Here is a 17,930-nt window from a genome sequence, read left to right as displayed (position 1 = left end):
ACAATGGGATGATCCCATGAGAAGGATGGAGGAATAACGATGCTGGTATATGAGGCAGGGCCGATTACGGTTCGCGAGCTGGAGGAGAAAGATGAAACGTCCTTAGCTTCTTGGCTGTCCAATCCGGATGTGCTGCAGTATTACGAGGGACGGGACAATCCTCACGACGTGGAGCGGGTGCGGGAGCATTTCTATGTGGATGATGATGAGACTCGCTGCATTATCGAATATGAGGGGAAACCGATCGGGTATATCCAGTTCTATCTTCTCGATGAAGATACGTTAGGCGAGTATGGGTATGACGGGAACGATGCGGTCGGCAGAACATTCGCCACGGATCAATTCATCGGGGAGCCGGATTATTGGAATCGAGGCATCGGTACGAAGCTTATGACTTCCATGGTGGATTACCTCGTGTTTCAGAGGCAGGCCGACCGAATCGTGATGGACCCGCAGGCTTGGAATGAACGGGCCATCGCTTGTTACGAGAAGTGCGGCTTTCGGAAGGTCAGGCTGCTGGAGAAGCATGAACGGCATGAAGGAGAGCTGCGGGACTGCTGGATTATGGAGTATCGGACGGAGCGCGGCAGATCCGGTCCGAGTCGATGATGACCACCAACAATCCTCCATTATTTAAAAAGTTGAAAAACCATTTCATTCTTTTGCTCGTTATCATGTATATAAGCCTAATCGAGATAGCTGGTCGTTCCGCGTGAGGAGGGGTGTCCCGTGAATCGAAATAAAACCATGACCTTGATAGGTAAGGGTGAGTCTTGGAAAGCGACTTATGTCGTTTCCCATCAGGATAGGGTCAATGCGAAGCTTACCGTGTTTCAGGATGCGCTTGGCGGAAAGCTGAAGCTTCAGTACTCGGGGAAGGAGCCTCTGGAACATGGGCAGATTAACTATCGGCTGGAGGACATGACGGGCCGCTTCCAGGAAGGCGGAATCGTCGTGGGGACCGACCATGCTGCCATGAAGGAGACCAAGGGTGGGCTGGATTTGGCGCATCTGCTCGATATGATGAACCCGAACAAGGATCTAACGATCCAGATAGAGTGGAATGGGCACCGTGAAGAATTCAAGCTGGGACTTCCGCGAAAGATTAGCTTTGGAAAAGCCGTCGGCAAACGGAAGGAATAACGGGACTTCATGGAAGCAGGACTGGGGCCGACTCCCGCCAACATAAACGCGTAAGGCGGGAATAACGACCATGTTATTCCGATGACATTGAATCCATGCGTCTTTGTATATGGTGACCTGCCCACACTGATGGTGTGGGTTATTCGGTTTGCGACGCGCGAGGCTGACAGGCATGTCGGCCTTGATGCGGTTATGCGTTTTTTAAACGCATTTTAAACGAAGGGATCCCCGTCATTTAAACTTGGTCCTGTACTTTATAAGTAGAACATCACGGAGGGAGTGAACGAGAGCATGCTGGAAGCCTATCTATTTCCGATATCCTATGCATTTTTAACCTTTCCCATAGCGGCTTTGCTGTGCGCAGTTCCCTTTCTGATCGTGCAGTATCGCAAATATGGTTATTTTAATAAATTCCGGGGATTTCTGCTGTATTTATTCCTGCTGTACATGATGAACGCAGTGTATCTTGTGCTCCTTCCTTTGCCTGCCTCGCGCCATAATGCTCCGATGGATGTGGCCTCGGTTATGCAGTGGATGCCGCTGAATTTCATACAGGACATCTTAAAGGAGACCAAAGTGGTATGGGGCGTGCCATCGACTTACACGCATTTGTTGAAGGAGAGAGCCTTCTTGCAGGTCGTGTTTAACGTCTTACTCGTGGTGCCGTTCGGCATGTTCCTTCGTTATTATGCGAGAGCGTCCTGGGTTGCGTGTCTGGCGGCCTCGTTCGGCTTGTCGTTGTTCTTTGAGGTAACCCAGGTGACCGGCATTTACGGCTTCTATGATCACCCGTACCGATTGTTTGACGTGGACGATCTGCTGATGAATACCCTGGGCGGAATGATGGGCCTCGTGCTGGCCGATTGGATGAAAAATCACCTGCCCCGCCTGGATCGTCTGGATGAGAAGGTGGATCTGTCGCAGAAGCGGGTCAGTTATACGCGCCGGGCCATTGCTTTTGGCATTGATGCAGCGGTCATACTGCCGATCATTGGCGTGCTGACCGTAATAAACGTGAGGGGTGCATACTTCTTTGCCGTGATTTTATATTATATCGTGCTGCCTTATATGATGCAGGGGCAGACGCTGGGGAAATGGGTCGTCCGGGTCCAGATCCGCGGAGCGGGCGAACATCTGAAGCTGAAGGAAGTGATTGTCCGCAACGGCCTGCTCTATGTGGTATGGGGCGGGTTCCATGCCTTGTTCATTACGGTTAATGTTACCGGTTCTAATGTCCTGCTTGCGATGTACGCGCTGGGGATATTGCTGCTGGACGCAGTTGTGTTCCTTCACGTGCTGTTATGTCTCATTCATCGCGACCGGAAGCTGCTGCATGAGGCCAAGAGTGGAACAAGGCTCGCTATCGTAGAGAATAAAACCCGTGGATAAAGCGGATTAAAGCAGGTTACCACGGGTCTTCTTATTTGTTATAATGTGGAAAATGGATTCGTCGAGGAGGAGATACAACTGAAAGGCAAAATCCTCTCCATTTCTGCCATCATCCTGGGTTTGCTCTTCATTTCCAATCAGCATCTGGGCTATTCGTTCGGGGATGATCTGTTCCGCTGGGCAGGGATTTCCCCATGGACTAAGCAAGGCAACTATGGTCTTCATCTGCCCGTTATTGCAGGTCTTATCTTATTGACGATCGGCATTCTGCGGGTAACGAGCATTTATCGCCCGCTTTATCCGAAGATTTTGAGCCGGGTAATGATCGGCTGTGTCGCATGGATCGTCGTTTTTCCATTCGTATCGGAGTCCGTCATGTTTGTGGCGAATTTCAATTCGAGCGGAATATCCAGCGTCGCCTATACCAAAAAAGACAGCAAATGCGATTATCGTACAGAGAACGAGGCTATTCTGGCACGCTGCCAGATTCAAATTTACAGTTACGGCACCGAGCGGCAGGTAACGGTACGCCCGCTAAGCCTTGATATTGGCGGAAGGACGATTGATTTCGAGCCTAAGGTGGTTACGGTTCGGCCGCGAGGCCGGATAGAGATTCGCGAAACCTTTGACGGTTTCTTGGATCAGCCGGACCCTTCCTACAGTATGTCCGGCGGAACGAACGAGCCGGGCATCGAGCTGATCGTCGATGGCAGGAGCAAGCAGGTGAAATAGCCTCCCGTTACGAACGAAGGTACATGACTCTGATATCCGAGGTGGACCATGCCGAATTTTCTTCGCACGGAAAGGTATATGAAAATATCGCTGATTACGCTTCTGTTGTTGGTCATGTGTTCATCGCCCGCTGCGCTTGCCTCATGGGCTTATTCGTTTGTCGTGAATGACGGGAAGATCTATGTCATGTCGGAAAATCCCGTGGAAGCGTCTGCGCTTGGAGACGTGGTGGGAAAGGTCACCTACCATACGGATCGGGAAGGGACCTACGGCGGTAACTTCTCCAATGTGTACCCGAAGGGTACGAAATACTATGCGGTCCAGGGAATCGCCCCCGAAACCGCCATAGCGGTTGAGACGCAGGCCGGCTATCTTATGGCTCATTATGAGGGCGAGTATGGGGGTGCCCGTGTTTCGTGGATGGTCATCAAGGATTGGATTGCCGCAGGGCTGATCCTGTTGATCGTTGGGTGCGTGGCGGTCATCGTATTAAAGAAGCGGAAGGATGGCTCATACAGGCGCTAGCAAAAAGAGCCGGACCGAGAGTTATGCTTCCAGCGCAAAACAAGCCGGTATTCTTTGAGCATGCTCATGGTATACCGGCTTGTTATCGGTTTGTACCAATATGCAGACAGTGGGTTCGCCTATAGAGGATTTATTTTTGCTACAATAGAAAATAGAAAGAAACGTTACGATAAGGAGATTGCCCATGAAACCGATTCGAAACTCGGCCAAAGCGATGATTGTCCGAGATCACCAAATCCTTTTAACGAAGAATGTAGACCAATGGGGGGACTTCTATCTGTTCCCTGGCGGCGGGCAAGAGAAGGGCGAAACCTTGGTGCAAGCCGTGGTTAGGGAGTGCCTGGAGGAAATCGGGCGCAGGGTGGAAGTTCAAGATCTGCTGCATGTCCGTGAATACATAGGGTCCAACCACGAGTTCGCGGAATGGGATTCCGACGTGCACCAAGTGGAGTTTTATTTTGAATGCCGTTTGGCGGATGAGGGGGATCTGTTTCAAGGACATAACCCGGATGAATACCAGGTGGGCGTGGAATGGATCGATTTGTCTTCATTGGATGGGATACGAATATATCCCCGCTCGCTGGTCAAGCCGCTGATGGATAAAGCGGGACGCTCAGCGGTTTGCTATGTCGGGGATACGAACTGATGGATGTCTGCAGGTTGGAAGGTCTCGAGGTTTGTTGTCAAAATCAATGGGATAACGGGGGATGCCGACTATGGATCAATGGGAATACAAAACGCTGAAATACAAAACCGGAGGATTCCTTGGGGGGAAAGTGAACGAAGAAGAATTCGAAGATTTACTGAACAGCTACGGGATTGACGGCTGGGAATTGATCTCGTGTTTCGATACGAGCGTGCATCAAGGCCAGTCCAGAGATATCATTGCCGTGATGAAACGAAAGGCTTATCTGGGGTAAGGACGAATCGAAGGGAGATGATCGGATGATCATTCGCGAGACGGAAGATGCTTTTGTTATGACGACCCAGGACGACCATGGCCGCTTCTCCGGCGATGTGGCCCGGGGCTTTCGGAGAGAGCTGTTTATGGATGAGACGGTTAGGGAAGAAGTGCTGCTGGCTATAACCGAGCATGACCGCGCCTGGCTTCGGATGGATGATACGCCGATCTGGAATGATGCAAGCCGGACTCCGTTCACTTTTATCGATTATCCGGTCATGCCGAAGATGCTGATGTATACCAGGGGCGTAGATGAGATCGAAGCGATGAGTCCGTATGCAGGGTATCTCTGCAGCCTTCATTTCGCGTCATTTATGAAAAACGCCACCGAAGCGCCGCTGGTGGAATTCTATCATGAAGAGCTGGATCGGCAAAAACGGCTGCGTGATCATTATTCGTTTCCGGGCGAAGCCGTGATTCACAGGCAGTTTGGCCTGCTGCAGCTGTGCGACGACATCTCGCTCTATGTGAACATGAACGCGCCGGGTGTTTCCAAGGATCAGGAGCATCCATGGTTCAAAGAGGGCTTCGATATGACGATCGATGGGGAAAGGGTCTTGGCGGCTTGGGCCAGCGAACATGAAATCAGATTGAGTCCGTTTCTGTTCGAAGGAGCATGGTCGGCTACGGTGAAGTGGAAATACGTGCTGAAGGCGGAGATTGTTGCTCAGGGAGTGGCGAAGGCTTTTGATGGTGCGCCGTGGACCGAGCAGACGATAACATTTATACGGTAGCCTGAATAAGCAATCATACTTCGCAGCCCAAAATATGATATGATCACGACAGCGGCACGTAGACTGGACAGACTTGATTCTGTAGGAATGTAGAGGATGAACAATGAAGAAAAAAGAATTTTTGATCGTGGCACTGCTTAATTTTTTGGCCGCGATAGCGTTCTTGGTGGTTGTTTTCATAACGGATCGAAGCTCATGGCAATGGGGATTCGGAATCGTTTCCTTGTTGTTTGCGATTGGTGGAGTAGGAAACTTGGTATTGCATGCCAAGAACAAATAACCCCCCTCCCCGCAGGGTGGTCCGGATTAGATTTCAGGAAAGAAGCATACACCAGGGAGCCGCAGGCTTCCTGGTTTTGTGCCGGTTCCAGGTTTGATCTTATCCGGAGAAGGGGGAGGTTCCGATAACATGGATCATAAACGATTCATGTCTTTACTTGTGATCGTATTTATGTGATAATATTCACAAATAAAAATCCGGCATCCATGATTGCTTTTTAATGGCGGTCGGCCGGGCTTCGATTCATCACAGCATGTTAACCGATATAGAAATGTCTTGATGTCGATGTTGTTTTAACAAGCAAAGGAGCGTTAATCATGAGGAATCATGGGATTTGTGTCAGCTGCGGCGGTAAGGTATATGCTGCCTCCAATCGTTGCGTTCAATGCGGAATACCGCAGCCGTCCGGTCCATCCAAACAAGCATTTATGCTGCAGGTCGCCGCGATGATCGGGGTCGGTTTGCTTATTTTTGCGGTCCCGGTAATTCTGCTGACCATGTGGGCGAAATATTAGTCCAATATGTAAATTGTATAAGTCAGCCCTTCTAGCAAGCCGTGAATCGGATTCATAAATGATGAATTCGCCACGGTTGGCAGGAGGGTTTTTTTCATGCTTGCAGAGAATAGTTTATAGGGGATTCTTCATCTTGATTCCAAATGCCGATATATGGGGTAGCTTTGCAGCTCTATGTTGGCAGAATCCTAACATTTATATAGAGAAGTAGGTCAGTCATGAACAAAAAGCGGCGCGTGATGTTTGCGGGGTTGGCATTGGTTATACTCTTGCCCATATGGTTTATCGTTCGGTTTATCGTGACCCCGAATGTAAGTCCTGAAGCTTTCCAAGGAAGACTTGATTTAACAGCGTGGGACTTTTCGAAGGAAGGCGGGGTCCCGCTCAACGGGGAGTGGGAGTTCTATCGGGGACAGCTGTTAACCCCGGAGAGCTTTGGACCCGGAACACCGAATGAGAAGAGGCCGTCTCCCACAAGCGTCGTATCGATACCCGGCAAGTGGAACCGCTATGTTACGGAGAACGGCGAGTCCGGGCCTGAGGGTGTCGGAACGTTTAGGATGGTTGTTCGATTAAAGGCGGAGGAAGGCATTTACGGCCTTCATACCGGCAACATACGGACGGCTAACCGGATCTTTATGAACGGTCAGGAGATCGGGGCCAGCGGCTCCCCCGGCATGTCGGAAGCGGGGAGCACACCGAACAATATTCCCTACGTCGGTTATGCCCAGATAAGCGGGAAGGAAGTTGAAATCCTGGTCCAGGTGACCAACTTTATCTATTCTTCAGGCGGCATCTATTCACCGCTGATATTCGGGGATATGAAAGCGGTGATGAAGAGCCGTGAAACCGCCGTGTTTGTCGATCTGATGACCCTCGCGGGCTTCCTGATTCCTGCTATGTACTTTTTGTTGCTGTATCGAATGCAGCGGAACGAGAAAGCGCTCCTGTATCTGGGGCTATTCTGTCTGTCCTCGATGATCTACGTGGCTACGCACGGCCAGAAGCTGTTGTCTTCGGTATGGCCCGATCTTTCATATGAATGGTTCATCCGGATTCAGCTGGTTTTTTCCGCCTTCGTGTATTATTTTTTGCTGCGGTATATAGCGGAAGCCGTTCAGGGCCTTGTTCACCGATGGGCCCTGCGTTTAAGCAATGCGGCAACGATGATAGCCGTTGGAATCGGGCTTGCATTGCCCACGGTTGTCTTCTCGAAAATGGAGCCGGTCATTTATATGTTCTCGGTATTTATCATTGGATATATCACGTTCGTGATGGGAAGGGGAATTTGGCGAAGGTCTGCGGATACGGAATTTATGGTGATCGGCATTCTGAGCATTATGGTGGTGATTGCCGTCCATGTACTCAGCTTAATGGGAGTTTACAACAGCCTGGCCATCGTTCCGCTTGAGATGCTGCTGTTTGTGGTAACGCAGGCGATGCTGCTTGCTCAGCGCTTCTCCAGGGCGTTTACCGACGTAGACCAGCTTTCCCGAAGACTGCTGACCTTGGATGGTTTGAAGGACGAATTTATGGCGAATACATCGCATGAACTTCGAACGCCTCTGCATGGCATCGTGAATATTGCCCAGTCCCTGATGGACGGAAGCTCAGGCTCCGTAAGCGATCGACAGTCCAGGGAGCTTTCCATGATTGTGTCCACCGGCAAGCGGTTATCCACGCTCGTGAATGATATTCTCGATTTTAGCAAATTGAAAAATGGGGAGATTGTGCTTAAACGGCAGCCGGTCGACCTGAAAGCCGTCACCCAATCCGTGCTCGAAGTGGTGACGCACCTTGCCGCGGGCAAACCGCTTTCCCTGAAGCAGGAATGGCCGGACAATCTGCCATGGCTGGATACCGATGAGGATCGATTGCGGCAAATTCTGTATAACCTGCTTGGGAATGCAGTGAAATTCACGGAGACGGGGACGGTACAGGTCACCGCTCATGCGCTGAACGGCCATGTGCGGATATCGGTGACGGATACGGGGATCGGCATCTCACCGGAGCGGCTGATCGATGTGTTCAAATCCTACGATCAGATCGGATATGCATCCGATCGGGAATATAGCGGCACTGGCATCGGACTGAGCATTACGAAAAAACTGGTAGAGCTGGGCGGAGGGGAGATTTGGGCCGAGTCTATGCCCGGTGCGGGTTCAGCCTTTCACTTTACGCTGCCGTCTACGCAAATCCCCCCGCAGGCAACATTGGCCGGCTTCGGAGGAACGGGGGAAGTCCTGGTCGCCGCGGCAAAGGAACGCGTTCCCGAGCAGGATGAGCCTAGGCAGCATTCGAAGGGGTCTACCGTGCTGCTGGTTGACGATGATCCGGTTAATCTGCAGGTGCTTCGCAGCCTACTATCGGCGGAAAATTACCATTTGATTACCGCAGGCAACGGAGCCCGGGCACTTGAGCACATCCGGTCGGGGCAAGGGATCGATTTGGTCATCACGGACTGGATGATGCCGGGGATGTCCGGATTGCAGCTGTGCTTGACGGTCCGGCAGCAATTCACGCTCTTCGAGCTGCCCATGCTCATGCTGACAGCCCGAAGCTTGCCCGACGATGTTCGAACAGGCCTGCAGGCGGGGGCGAACGATTTCCTGAGAAAGCCGGTGGAAGCCGATGAGCTGCGAGCGAGGGTCCGGAATCTGCTGGAGCTCCGGCGGTCCGTTCGGCAGACCATTTCGGCGGAGATGGCTTTCCTCCAAGCCCAGATCAAGCCGCATTTCATGTCGAACGCGTTGAATACCATTCTGGCCGTGCTGTATACGGATCCGGACAAAGCGACGCGGCTGCTGATCGAGCTGAGCCATTATCTGCGTGGCAGCTTCGACTTCCAGAACCGCGACCAGCTTGGCCCGCTGCAGAAGGAAATGGCCTTATTGCAGTCTTACTTGTTCCTGGAACAGGCGCGGTTCGAGGATCGTTTAACCGTTGAATATGATGTTCATGCGCCATTAGATGCCTTGGTACCGCCGCTCAGTATACAGCCGATCGTGGAAAACGCGGTGCGGCATGGGATTACGAAGCGGATATCCGGGGGAACGGTCCATATTTCCATTCATGAACGCGAAGGGCACATTACCATTTCCGTTTCGGATAACGGCGTCGGCATGAGCGAGGAGAAGGTTAACGCCTTGCTCTCCGCCGCGTCCGATTCGGATGGTGGCGTGGGGCTTCGAAACATACACGCCCGATTGCTTACGCTGTACGGCAAAGGCCTTCAAATTGAGAGTCGGCCCGGGAACGGTACTTCCGTAAGCTTTGAGGTGCCTTCTTCTCGTCCGTGATGTGACGAACAACGAATAGGGGGAGGGATTGACGACATGAAAGCCATCGTGATTGATGATGAGAATCCGGCGCTGATGCATATGCAGCGGCTCATTGAACGTGATGGGCGCCTGCAGGTGGCAGGCATGTTCACTCGGGCTCAGGATGCAATAGAGCAATGGCGATCCTGCAAGGCGGATGTTGTATTTTTGGACATCGATATGCCTGGAATGACCGGGCTGGAAGCAGGCGAAAGACTGGTACTGCTTGAGCCTGACGTTCATATCGTCTATGTGACGGCCGAAGCCGCGGATTCGCCGGAGTGGGATGCCCGCCATTATTTATTGAAGCCGGTGGATCCGGAACGTTTCAGCCTCACGGTTACGCAGTTGGTGCAGCGCAGACATGAGCGGAGTTCCCTCTGATGGGCGGAACGCAATTCCGGAATTCGGGGTATTTTTTCGTTAAACTGGTCTTGTACCGGGATCCCCTTTACTCATTCATGTTAAAATATGCCTATCCTAGATAAAGGATGGGATCAACAGATGATACATAAAATGGAGGAATGGGCTGCTAACAGCCATTTTTCGGGAACGGTGCTCTTAACGGATCAAAATCGCAACATCATATGGAATGCCGCCTTCGGCTATTCCAATCGGGCCGACCGCATCCCGAATCAAGCGGACACCAGGTTCGGCATCGCTTCAGGCTGCAAGCTGTTCACCGGGATTGCGGTTTGTCAGCTTATTGAACAAGGCAAGCTGTCGCTGGACAGCAAGCTGAGCGAGTGTCTGGATATTCGCCTGCCGCATGTTAGCCCGGAGATTACGGTGTTTCATCTACTGAGCCACACCTCAGGCGTTCCGGATTACTTTGATGAAGAGGTCATGGACGACTTTGAGGATTTGTGGAAGGCCGTGCCGATGTATACGCTCCGGAGTGGAAGGGACTTTCTCCCTTTGTTCCAGAATGAGCCCATGAAATTTCAACCCGGCGAGAGATTCCACTATAACAATGCAGGCTTTGTGTTGCTTGGCCTGATCGTTGAACAGCATGCCGGCCTGTCGTTCCCCGATTATGTCCAGCAGTTTGTCTTTGAGCCTTGCGGCATGAACGATTCGGGATATTTCCCGCTGGATCGCCTGCCCGCGAATACGGCTTACGGGTATATCGATGAGGAGGACGGTACGTGGAGAACGAATCAGTATGCCATTCCGATTCAGGGTTATGCCGATGGCGGGGCGTATGTGACGGCGCCGGACATGGCAAAGCTATGGAGAGGGCTCTTGTCCAATACGCTGCTCTCGGCATCGATGACGGAGCAGCTGCTGGCTGCCCATTCGCACGACCCGGACAGTGACCTGAAATATGGGCTTGGCGTCTGGATCACCGAGAAGAATGGAAATGTGTACAAATATCATGTCATGGGCTACGACCCTGGCGTGAATTTCCGATCCGCGTATTATCCGGACACCGGGCATACGTTGGTCGTGGCATCCAATGCCAGCGACGGCGCTTTTGAAATGATGCAAACCATAGAGGAAGCTTTATTCAATTGATACCGTGATAAAAACAGCCCCGGGCAATGAACACGCCCGGGGCTGTTTCTCTATGGGACGGTCGTTTACAAACCGTATTAAGCCATACCGCTCGCGCCTCGCAAAGGCTTCCAGGGGCTGCCGGCCTATATCCATCCCTTCTCTTCCGCCAACGAGATGGCCTCGATCCGGTTCTTGGCATTCAGCTTGCTTAGAATCTCGGACATATAGTTGCGGACCGTTCCGTAGGACAAGTGCAGCTTCGCTGCGATATCATTGGAGCTGTTTCCGTCTGCGGCCAGCCGCAGCACTTCCCGTTCGCGTTCGGTAAGCGGGTTGGCACCCGCACCGGACAACGTCCCGAATACGAGTTCAGGGGAAACTTCCCGGCGCCCATCCATCACTCTCCGGATGGCTTCCGCCAGCCGTTCGCTGGGCTCGTCCTTGAGCAGGTAGCCCTGGACGCCGGCCTGTACGGCCCGCTCGAAATAACCGGGCCTGGCGAACGTAGTCAGGATGATAACCCGGCTGGCATACCCGCGCCGCTTTACTTCCTCCGCCACCTCGAGGCCGCTGCGCACAGGCATTTCGATATCCAGCAAGCAAACATCCGGTTGATGGATGGCAATCTGCGATAGGGCTTCCTCGCCGTCGCCGGCTTGACCGATCACATCGATATCGTCTTCAAAATCAAGCAAGGAAGCCAGAGCGCCGCGCAGCATTCGCTGGTCCTCGGCTATCAGCACTTTGATGCTCATGGGTGGTGTCCTCCTTCCGGTTCTTGATGATGATCGGAACGCGAATGCTCAATTTCGTGCCTTGCGGCCCGGAGACGGCCTCAACGGTGCCCCCGATGAGGGACAGCCGTTCCGCCATCCCCTTCAAGCCATTGCTGTCGGTACTGGATGCCCCAGCATCTTTGCCCTTAAGGCCGATTCCGTTGTCCGCCACCAACAGCCGCCATTCATTATCCAGCGACTCGATGTCGATTCGGCACTGGCTTGCCTGGCTGTGCTTCACTACGTTGGTCACGGCTTCCCGCAAGCAGAGGCTCAGAATGTTGTGGGCCAAGTCGGATATGCCCTCCAGCTTGGGATCACCGGTGGAGACCAGCTGGATATCGGCGCTCTCCAGAATGATCTGGGCCTCCAATAATTCCTCGGGCAGGGTGGCGGTCCGCATGTCGGATACCAGTTCACGCACTTGGCGAAGCGCAGCCCGCGAGGTATTCTGGATCTCCCGGGCTTCCAGTTGGGCCTTCACGGGGTCCTTAGCCGCCAGCTTCTCCACAAGCTGGCTCTTCAACGTGATGAGAGACAGGGTATGACCCAAGGTGTCGTGAAGATCCCTGGCAATACGCATCCGCTCTTCGCCTTTAATCAGATTGCGGATTTGCTCGTTAGCCTCGGCGAGCTCCCTCTCCAACTCCTGTCGCCGGTTCAGCGAGCGGATGCCGAAGGGCGAAAACAGCATGATGAGAAAGAAAGGAATCATAAAGAGCAGATCCTTTCCCAGCATGCTCGCGTTCTTGATTAAAGGAATCGTCTCGATGATGCCAAACAGCACGAGGGATATCGTGAATTTGCGCCGGTCGGTATACCAGCCGATGAAATTGGCCGTAAAAAAGCCCATGTACATGTAGGTCGGGTGATACCACATGCAGAGAATGAAAATGATGGACATCTGAATGCCCAGCCACACAAAGAAACGAGGGGTACCCGCGGCGAAGTAGAGCTGGCGGTAGGTGACAAGAAACAAGCCGATCAGCGCAAAGCCGATCCCCATCTTCCAGCCTTCCTCGCGCAGCATGTTGATCACGGGAAGGGACATATAAATGAGCCATAAATAGGGGAAAAACCCCAGCTGCGTTGGAAACACCTCGAACCCCGCGGATTTTGCCTCTTTCAATTTTTTCATGAAGCCATCATCCTATCTCCTTAATCGGCTTGTTGTTTTTTCCGAATATAGGTGGATAGTAACATAAATACGACCAAATATCCTGCCAAAACCATGAAATTGTCCAGGCCCGGCGCTTCTCCGCGCACGATCGACCAGGCGCCTCCGCCGAAATGGTAGGAAGGCATCCACTTGCCGATGGCCTGCATGATGGAAGGCATCGCTTCGATCGGGAACCACATCCCGCCCGTAACGGCCAGTCCCAAGTAGATGCCGTTGCTGACGCCGCTTGCCGTATCGACCCGTTTCATGGAGCCGATCAGGGTGCCGATGGCAAGAAACGGAACGGATGCGATCAGAATCCACAGTCCGCTGAGCAGCCACTGTCCGAAGGTGAGGGAGACGCCGTTAATCAGGTAGCCGGCTACGAAAATCACGATAATGCAGAGCAGATGCATAACCGTCTGCACAAACATTTTGCCGAAGAAGTACACGCTGCCGGGAAGCGGCGTTACACGCATGTATACGGCCCAGCCCTGTACTCGTTCCTGAACGAGTCGTATGCCGAGGGACATGATGGCGGTCCCCATGACGCTGAAGGATGCCATCGACATGAGATAATGCGCCTGCCATTGTCCGGCATCGTCCGCCCCCGTATTCACGACGCGGGTAAAAATGAAATAAAACAGGATCGGCATCGCCAGCGACCAGAAAATATAATACGGATTGCGTACCATTCGAAGCAATTCCATTCTGCATTGTAAGGTAATCAGTTTCCAGGTTGTCATGATTATACGGCCTCCCCTTGATCCATCGTTAATAGGTCAAATGCTTCATCCAGACTTCCTTGATCGATGCGAACGTCGCGTACGGCGAGCCCGGCCCGGAACAAGGCAGCCAGCGCCGTGTCCGTATCATCCGTGACGGCGTTCAAACGGCCATTGTTCTCAAACACATCGGTGACGCCGGGTACTTCACGCAGCAGCTCCTTGACCTGCCGGTGGTCTGCATCCACGATAAAGGAGACCGACCTTCGGGTCAGCTTGGCTTTGATCGCTTCCGGCGTGCCGTCTGCAGCCACCTGACCCTGATGGAACAGCAGTATGCGGTCTGCCATATCGTCCGCCTCTTGCAGGTAGTGCGTGGTGAACAGGATGGTTTTTCCCTGATCGGCCAGCTTGCGCACCGTCTGCCAGAATAACCGGCGTGCCGAGGTATCCAGGCCGACCGTCGGCTCGTCGAAGAATAACAGCTCGGGGTTGCCTGCAATCGCCAGCGCAAAGCTGAGTTTGCGTTTCTGGCCGCCGGACATTTTAACGGCCCATTTGTTAAGCTCTTCGGGTGTGAGCCCGCTTAGCAGGGCGATGTCGTCAAGCGACAGCGGATTCGGATAATAGCCGCGAATGAGGTTGATGATCTCGCGTGTGCGAAGCCCGTCCATGACGCTGACTTCTTGAAGCATGGCGCCGATCTTCTCTCTGACCTTCAAGTCCTTCGGGCTTTGGCCGAACAGGAGAACCTTGCCTTCGCTGGCGTCCTTAAGGCCCAGCATCATGGAGATGGCGGTTGATTTGCCGGCCCCGTTAGGACCGAGAATGGCTGTGATGGATCCTTTTTCTATCGTAAACGACACTTGGTTGACGGCTTTTTTGCTCCCGAACATCTTGGTTACCTGCCGCAGCTCTGCAATAGGTTCATGGATTGGGTTTGTCATGGAATCGCTCCTCCGTAATCGAAATGATCTGTTCTCATCATACGAAAGCGAAGGAGTTGCCGTTAGTAAAGGATGTCATCACTTCGGAGTGACTTTTGTCATGTTGGATTTATCGGGGGGAGTTGGGGAAGCAAGATTATGAACAAACAGGGGCGATTTCGAATGTGAGTGTATGCGTTTACACATGCGAATTTAAAGGGCTGGTTCGAGTTTCACGTCCGGTTGTCTTCTCTTGACCGCAGGAGTGCCTTCAATTATAGTGGGTACAGTAGGAGCAATCTATAATATAGAAGGAAAAAGGTGGCTTGAAACATGTCTGAGAACATCTACGTCGGTGTCGATCTTGGCGGAACAGCTATTAAAGTTGGAATATGTAACGAAGAAGGGCATCTTCTGCAGAAGTACGAAGGGCCGACGGAAACAGCCAAAGGCGTTGACACGGTTATCGACAACATTGAGAAATATGTGCGTCACATTGTGGAAGAATCGCCATACAGCTGGGATCAACTTGCTGGTGTGGGAGCTGGTTTCGCCGGGTTTACGAATATACGTGAAGGCATCATCATTCTGGCACCGAATGTAGGATTTAAAGATGTACCGATTCGCGCACTGCTTGAAGAGCGTCTCGGCAAGCCCGTCAAAATAGACAACGACGCCAATGTGGCTGCCCTGGGTGAGGCTTGGAGCGGCGCAGGACGCGGCGTGGAGAACTGCGTATGCTACACGCTCGGAACCGGCGTGGGCGGGGGCATTATCGTAAACGGCAAAATTTATCAAGGCTTTGGCGGCATGGCCGGCGAGCTTGGGCACATCTCGGTCGTGCCTGATCTGGAAGCCATTCAATGCGGATGCGGCGAAATGGGCTGTCTGGAGACGGTTTCATCGGCAACCGGCATTATCCGCATGGCGAAGGATGCCGTTGAGCGCGGCGATCGCACTTCCCTTGCGCATGTGGAGAGCATTGCGGCGAAGGAAGTGTTTGATGCTGCGAAAGCGGGCGATGAAGTCGCCATTCGCATCGTGAATCGCGCAGCCTATTACCTCGGCAAATCCATGGCAGCCGTAGCTGCCGTGTTAAATCCCGAAGCGTTTATCATCGGCGGCGGCGTTTCCAAAGCCGGGGACATTCTGTTTAATGAAGTTCGTGCCGTATTTGCTAAACTGACGCCGGAACCGCTTCAGCGCGGCGTACGGATCGTTCCAGCTGAGCTTGGCAACGACGCCGGCGTTGTTGGCGCAGCCGGTTTGCACTTGCGTTCGTAGTATTATTCACCATACATCGTCTGATCTAAACTTATAAGGGAGGGAAAGCTGATGCTGGAAGCAGCCGACCGCGGCAGCAACACATCATCCATGGCCACCCTGATCATCATCACCGGGATGTCGGGAGCAGGTAAGACCTTGGCCGTACAAAGTCTGGAGGATCTTGGATTCTTTTGCGTCGATAACCTGCCCCCGGTGCTCATTCCGAAATTCGCGGAGCTGATCGATCAATCGAAGGGTAAGATCGGCAAGGTTGCATTGGTCATCGACCTGCGTGGCCGCGAATTCTTCACCGCTTTATCGGAGTCGCTGAATTACATCAAGGACCACTTCACCATCCACTGCGAGATTCTGTTCCTGGATGCCACGGACTCCGTGCTTGTTCAGCGTTACAAGGAAAGCCGTCGCCGCCATCCGCTCGCTCCGGAAGGCATGCCGCTCGACGGTATTCGATTGGAGCGCAAAATGCTGGATGAACTGAAAAATTCGGCCACCCAGGTCATCGATACCAGCAACATGAAGCCTGTGCGGTTGAAGGAGAAGATCATCTCACGCTTCACGCATTTGGAGAGCAGCACGTTATCGGTCAACATTACGTCTTTTGGATTTAAGTACGGCATTCCGATTGACGCCGATCTGGTGTTTGATGTGCGTTTTCTGCCCAATCCGCATTATGTGGAGCATCTGCGGCCCAATACCGGCCAAAACAGCGATGTATACGAGTACGTCATGAAATGGCCGGAGACGCAAGCTTTTCTGACCAAACTGCTCGATATGCTGCATTTCTTGATCCCGCAGTACCGCAAGGAAGGCAAGAGTCAGGTGATCATCGGCATTGGCTGTACCGGCGGGAAGCATCGTTCCGTAGCGATTGCCGAGTATCTCGGCAAAATGCTGGGCGTCAGCGAAACGGAGACGGTATCGGTGAGCCACCGCGACTCTGAGCGGGATCGGCATTAATTAAGGGAAGTGATAAATGTGGCTGTGCAAGCTAGAAAGCGCCCCCGCATCGTCGTGATGGGTGGAGGAACCGGGCTGTCCGTCATGCTGCGGGGACTCAAAGAAAAGCCTCTCGATATTACGGCCATCGTCACCGTTGCGGATGACGGGGGTAGCTCCGGCATACTGCGTAGCGAGTTGCAGATGCCGCCTCCGGGAGATATTCGTAATGTACTGACAGCACTCGCGGATGTGGAGCCGCTGTTATCCGATATATTGAAATACCGTTTCAAGAATGGCTCGGGACTGGCCGGGCACAGCCTCGGCAATTTGATCCTGGCTGCCATGACGGATTTGCACGGTGATTTTGTCACGGCAGTCAAGGAGATGAGCCGGGTTTTTGTTGTTCGCGGACAGGTGCTGCCCGCAGCGGGCGAAGCTGTCATTCTGCATGCGGAGATGGAGGACGGCACGATTGTGACCGGCGAATCCAAAATCCCGGAGGCCGGGCGCCGCATCAAGCGGATCTTCCTGGAGCCGGAACATGTGGAACCGCTGCCGGAAGCGCTGGAAGCGATTCAACAGGCCGATGCGATTCTGATCGGTCCGGGCAGCCTGTACACCAGTATTTTGCCCAATTTGCTGGTTCCCAAGCTTGCCGAAGCCATTGTCTCGTCCGAAGCGATCAAAATGTTTGTGTGCAACGTGATGACGCAGCCGGGAGAAACCGATAATTATACGGTGAGCGATCATTTGCAGGCCGTTTACGACCATATTGGTCTTCATCTGTTCGATTATGTTATTGTTAATGATGGTGAGATTCCGCCTCAGGTTCAGGACAAGTATGCACAGAAGGGCGCGAAGCCCGTGCTGCTGGACCGCGATGAGGTGACCAGCCGAGGATATAAACTTATTGCCGATAAGCTTGTGCTATTTAGAACATACTTAAGGCATGATGCTGACAAGCTGAGCAATCATATATTTCAGCTGGTACAGGATTGGATTACACGAAAGGGGTGAGT

Annotated in this window: 20 protein-coding genes; 16 read left to right on the top strand and 4 right to left on the bottom strand. The window is 52.8% G+C overall.

What is annotated here, in order from left to right:
• The first annotated feature begins 39 nt into the window (after positions 1-39).
• From JNUCC32_RS24255 to JNUCC32_RS24195, 13 genes are all read left to right on the top strand, one after another.
• Complete coding sequence (locus JNUCC32_RS24255; protein ID WP_192570108.1) at positions 40-609, top strand: GNAT family N-acetyltransferase; 570 nt, start codon at positions 40-42, stop codon at positions 607-609.
• A 120-nt stretch (positions 610-729) separates the two neighbouring features.
• Positions 730-1,143 carry a hypothetical protein gene (locus JNUCC32_RS24250; protein ID WP_192570107.1) on the top strand — a complete coding sequence of 138 codons (414 nt, stop codon included), beginning with the start codon at positions 730-732 and terminating at the stop codon, positions 1,141-1,143.
• A 279-nt stretch (positions 1,144-1,422) separates the two neighbouring features.
• The gene (locus JNUCC32_RS24245) at positions 1,423-2,532 is read left to right on the top strand and encodes a VanZ family protein (RefSeq protein ID WP_228468817.1); all 1,110 of its coding nucleotides are present in this window, start codon (positions 1,423-1,425) and stop codon (positions 2,530-2,532) included.
• A gap of 45 nt (positions 2,533-2,577) precedes the next feature.
• Positions 2,578-3,264 (top strand): cytochrome c oxidase subunit 3 family protein, encoded by a 687-nt coding sequence (locus JNUCC32_RS24240; protein WP_192570106.1) that lies wholly within the window; start codon positions 2,578-2,580, stop codon positions 3,262-3,264.
• A gap of 48 nt (positions 3,265-3,312) precedes the next feature.
• Positions 3,313-3,789 carry a hypothetical protein gene (locus JNUCC32_RS24235; RefSeq protein ID WP_012818418.1) on the top strand — a complete coding sequence of 159 codons (477 nt, stop codon included), beginning with the start codon at positions 3,313-3,315 and terminating at the stop codon, positions 3,787-3,789.
• A 184-nt stretch (positions 3,790-3,973) separates the two neighbouring features.
• Positions 3,974-4,435, top strand: coding sequence for an NUDIX domain-containing protein (locus JNUCC32_RS24230; RefSeq protein WP_012818419.1), 462 nt, complete (start codon positions 3,974-3,976; stop codon positions 4,433-4,435).
• A 70-nt stretch (positions 4,436-4,505) separates the two neighbouring features.
• Positions 4,506-4,709 (top strand): DUF4177 domain-containing protein, encoded by a 204-nt coding sequence (locus JNUCC32_RS24225; RefSeq protein WP_009595662.1) that lies wholly within the window; start codon positions 4,506-4,508, stop codon positions 4,707-4,709.
• A gap of 25 nt (positions 4,710-4,734) precedes the next feature.
• Positions 4,735-5,484: a DUF3891 family protein gene (locus JNUCC32_RS24220; protein ID WP_192570105.1), complete on the top strand. Its 750-nt coding sequence runs from the start codon at positions 4,735-4,737 to the stop codon at positions 5,482-5,484.
• A 103-nt stretch (positions 5,485-5,587) separates the two neighbouring features.
• Positions 5,588-5,764, top strand: coding sequence for a hypothetical protein (locus JNUCC32_RS24215; protein ID WP_009595674.1), 177 nt, complete (start codon positions 5,588-5,590; stop codon positions 5,762-5,764).
• Between the two features lie 317 nt (positions 5,765-6,081).
• Positions 6,082-6,279, top strand: coding sequence for a hypothetical protein (locus JNUCC32_RS24210; protein WP_012818421.1), 198 nt, complete (start codon positions 6,082-6,084; stop codon positions 6,277-6,279).
• Positions 6,280-6,497: 218 nt separating this feature from the next.
• A complete protein-coding gene (locus tag JNUCC32_RS24205) occupies positions 6,498-9,578 on the top strand; it encodes a hybrid sensor histidine kinase/response regulator (protein ID WP_192570104.1) in 3,081 nt (1,026 codons plus the stop codon).
• Positions 9,579-9,614: 36 nt separating this feature from the next.
• A complete protein-coding gene (locus JNUCC32_RS24200) occupies positions 9,615-9,983 on the top strand; it encodes a LytR/AlgR family response regulator transcription factor (RefSeq protein ID WP_192570103.1) in 369 nt (122 codons plus the stop codon).
• Positions 9,984-10,103: 120 nt separating this feature from the next.
• Entirely contained in the window at positions 10,104-11,117 is a 1,014-nt protein-coding gene (locus JNUCC32_RS24195) for a serine hydrolase domain-containing protein (protein ID WP_192570102.1), read from the top strand.
• A 125-nt stretch (positions 11,118-11,242) separates the two neighbouring features.
• Here the strand turns inward: JNUCC32_RS24195 and JNUCC32_RS24190 are convergent, their stop codons facing one another.
• From JNUCC32_RS24190 to JNUCC32_RS24175, 4 genes are read right to left on the bottom strand one after another with little or no spacing between them, the layout of a single operon-like run.
• The gene (locus tag JNUCC32_RS24190) at positions 11,243-11,854 is read right to left on the bottom strand and encodes a response regulator transcription factor (protein ID WP_051425405.1); all 612 of its coding nucleotides are present in this window, start codon (positions 11,852-11,854) and stop codon (positions 11,243-11,245) included.
• The gene (locus JNUCC32_RS24185) at positions 11,787-13,013 is read right to left on the bottom strand and encodes a sensor histidine kinase (RefSeq protein ID WP_192570101.1); all 1,227 of its coding nucleotides are present in this window, start codon (positions 13,011-13,013) and stop codon (positions 11,787-11,789) included. Before JNUCC32_RS24185 ends, JNUCC32_RS24190 begins: the two co-directional genes overlap by 68 nt.
• A 20-nt stretch (positions 13,014-13,033) precedes the next feature.
• A complete protein-coding gene (locus tag JNUCC32_RS24180; protein WP_012818425.1) occupies positions 13,034-13,780 on the bottom strand; it encodes an ABC transporter permease in 747 nt (248 codons plus the stop codon).
• Between the two features lie 2 nt (positions 13,781-13,782).
• Positions 13,783-14,706 (bottom strand): ABC transporter ATP-binding protein, encoded by a 924-nt coding sequence (locus JNUCC32_RS24175; protein ID WP_192570100.1) that lies wholly within the window; start codon positions 14,704-14,706, stop codon positions 13,783-13,785.
• Between the two features lie 312 nt (positions 14,707-15,018).
• Between JNUCC32_RS24175 and JNUCC32_RS24170 the strand changes: the two genes are divergently transcribed.
• The 3 genes from JNUCC32_RS24170 to JNUCC32_RS24160 are packed head-to-tail and all read left to right on the top strand — an operon-like array spanning position 15,019 to position 17,928.
• Complete coding sequence (locus JNUCC32_RS24170; protein ID WP_009593637.1) at positions 15,019-15,969, top strand: ROK family glucokinase; 951 nt, start codon at positions 15,019-15,021, stop codon at positions 15,967-15,969.
• A gap of 51 nt (positions 15,970-16,020) precedes the next feature.
• The gene (rapZ, locus tag JNUCC32_RS24165) at positions 16,021-16,929 is read left to right on the top strand and encodes an RNase adapter RapZ (protein ID WP_009593644.1); all 909 of its coding nucleotides are present in this window, start codon (positions 16,021-16,023) and stop codon (positions 16,927-16,929) included.
• Between the two features lie 57 nt (positions 16,930-16,986).
• Complete coding sequence (locus JNUCC32_RS24160; RefSeq protein ID WP_175320789.1) at positions 16,987-17,928, top strand: gluconeogenesis factor YvcK family protein; 942 nt, start codon at positions 16,987-16,989, stop codon at positions 17,926-17,928.
• Positions 17,929-17,930 lie beyond the last annotated feature (2 nt).

Origin of the sequence: Paenibacillus sp. JNUCC32, assembly GCF_014863545.1 — a bacterium.
Taxonomy (GTDB): Bacteria; Bacillota; Bacilli; order Paenibacillales; family Paenibacillaceae; genus Paenibacillus_AQ; species Paenibacillus_AQ lautus_A.
The sequence above is the reverse complement of the archived record's forward strand: the minus strand, read 5'-3'. Positions and strand labels throughout refer to the sequence as shown.

Coding starts and splice junctions, on each gene's coding strand:
- JNUCC32_RS24200 (WP_192570103.1), top strand. CDS start 9,615: ATGAAAGCCATCGTGATTGATGATGAGAATCCGGCGCTGATGCATATG.
- JNUCC32_RS24160 (WP_175320789.1), top strand. CDS start 16,987: ATGGGTGGAGGAACCGGGCTGTCCGTCATGCTGCGGGGACTCAAAGAA.
- JNUCC32_RS24235 (WP_012818418.1), top strand. CDS start 3,313: ATGCCGAATTTTCTTCGCACGGAAAGGTATATGAAAATATCGCTGATT.
- JNUCC32_RS24205 (WP_192570104.1), top strand. CDS start 6,498: ATGAACAAAAAGCGGCGCGTGATGTTTGCGGGGTTGGCATTGGTTATA.
- JNUCC32_RS24255 (WP_192570108.1), top strand. CDS start 40: ATGCTGGTATATGAGGCAGGGCCGATTACGGTTCGCGAGCTGGAGGAG.
- JNUCC32_RS24220 (WP_192570105.1), top strand. CDS start 4,735: ATGATCATTCGCGAGACGGAAGATGCTTTTGTTATGACGACCCAGGAC.
- JNUCC32_RS24195 (WP_192570102.1), top strand. CDS start 10,104: ATGATACATAAAATGGAGGAATGGGCTGCTAACAGCCATTTTTCGGGA.
- JNUCC32_RS24190 (WP_051425405.1), bottom strand. CDS start 11,854: ATGAGCATCAAAGTGCTGATAGCCGAGGACCAGCGAATGCTGCGCGGC.
- JNUCC32_RS24210 (WP_012818421.1), top strand. CDS start 6,082: ATGAGGAATCATGGGATTTGTGTCAGCTGCGGCGGTAAGGTATATGCT.
- JNUCC32_RS24185 (WP_192570101.1), bottom strand. CDS start 13,013: ATGAAAAAATTGAAAGAGGCAAAATCCGCGGGGTTCGAGGTGTTTCCA.
- JNUCC32_RS24215 (WP_009595674.1), top strand. CDS start 5,588: ATGAAGAAAAAAGAATTTTTGATCGTGGCACTGCTTAATTTTTTGGCC.
- JNUCC32_RS24225 (WP_009595662.1), top strand. CDS start 4,506: ATGGATCAATGGGAATACAAAACGCTGAAATACAAAACCGGAGGATTC.
- JNUCC32_RS24175 (WP_192570100.1), bottom strand. CDS start 14,706: ATGACAAACCCAATCCATGAACCTATTGCAGAGCTGCGGCAGGTAACC.
- JNUCC32_RS24230 (WP_012818419.1), top strand. CDS start 3,974: ATGAAACCGATTCGAAACTCGGCCAAAGCGATGATTGTCCGAGATCAC.
- rapZ (WP_009593644.1), top strand. CDS start 16,021: ATGCTGGAAGCAGCCGACCGCGGCAGCAACACATCATCCATGGCCACC.
- JNUCC32_RS24170 (WP_009593637.1), top strand. CDS start 15,019: ATGTCTGAGAACATCTACGTCGGTGTCGATCTTGGCGGAACAGCTATT.
- JNUCC32_RS24180 (WP_012818425.1), bottom strand. CDS start 13,780: ATGACAACCTGGAAACTGATTACCTTACAATGCAGAATGGAATTGCTT.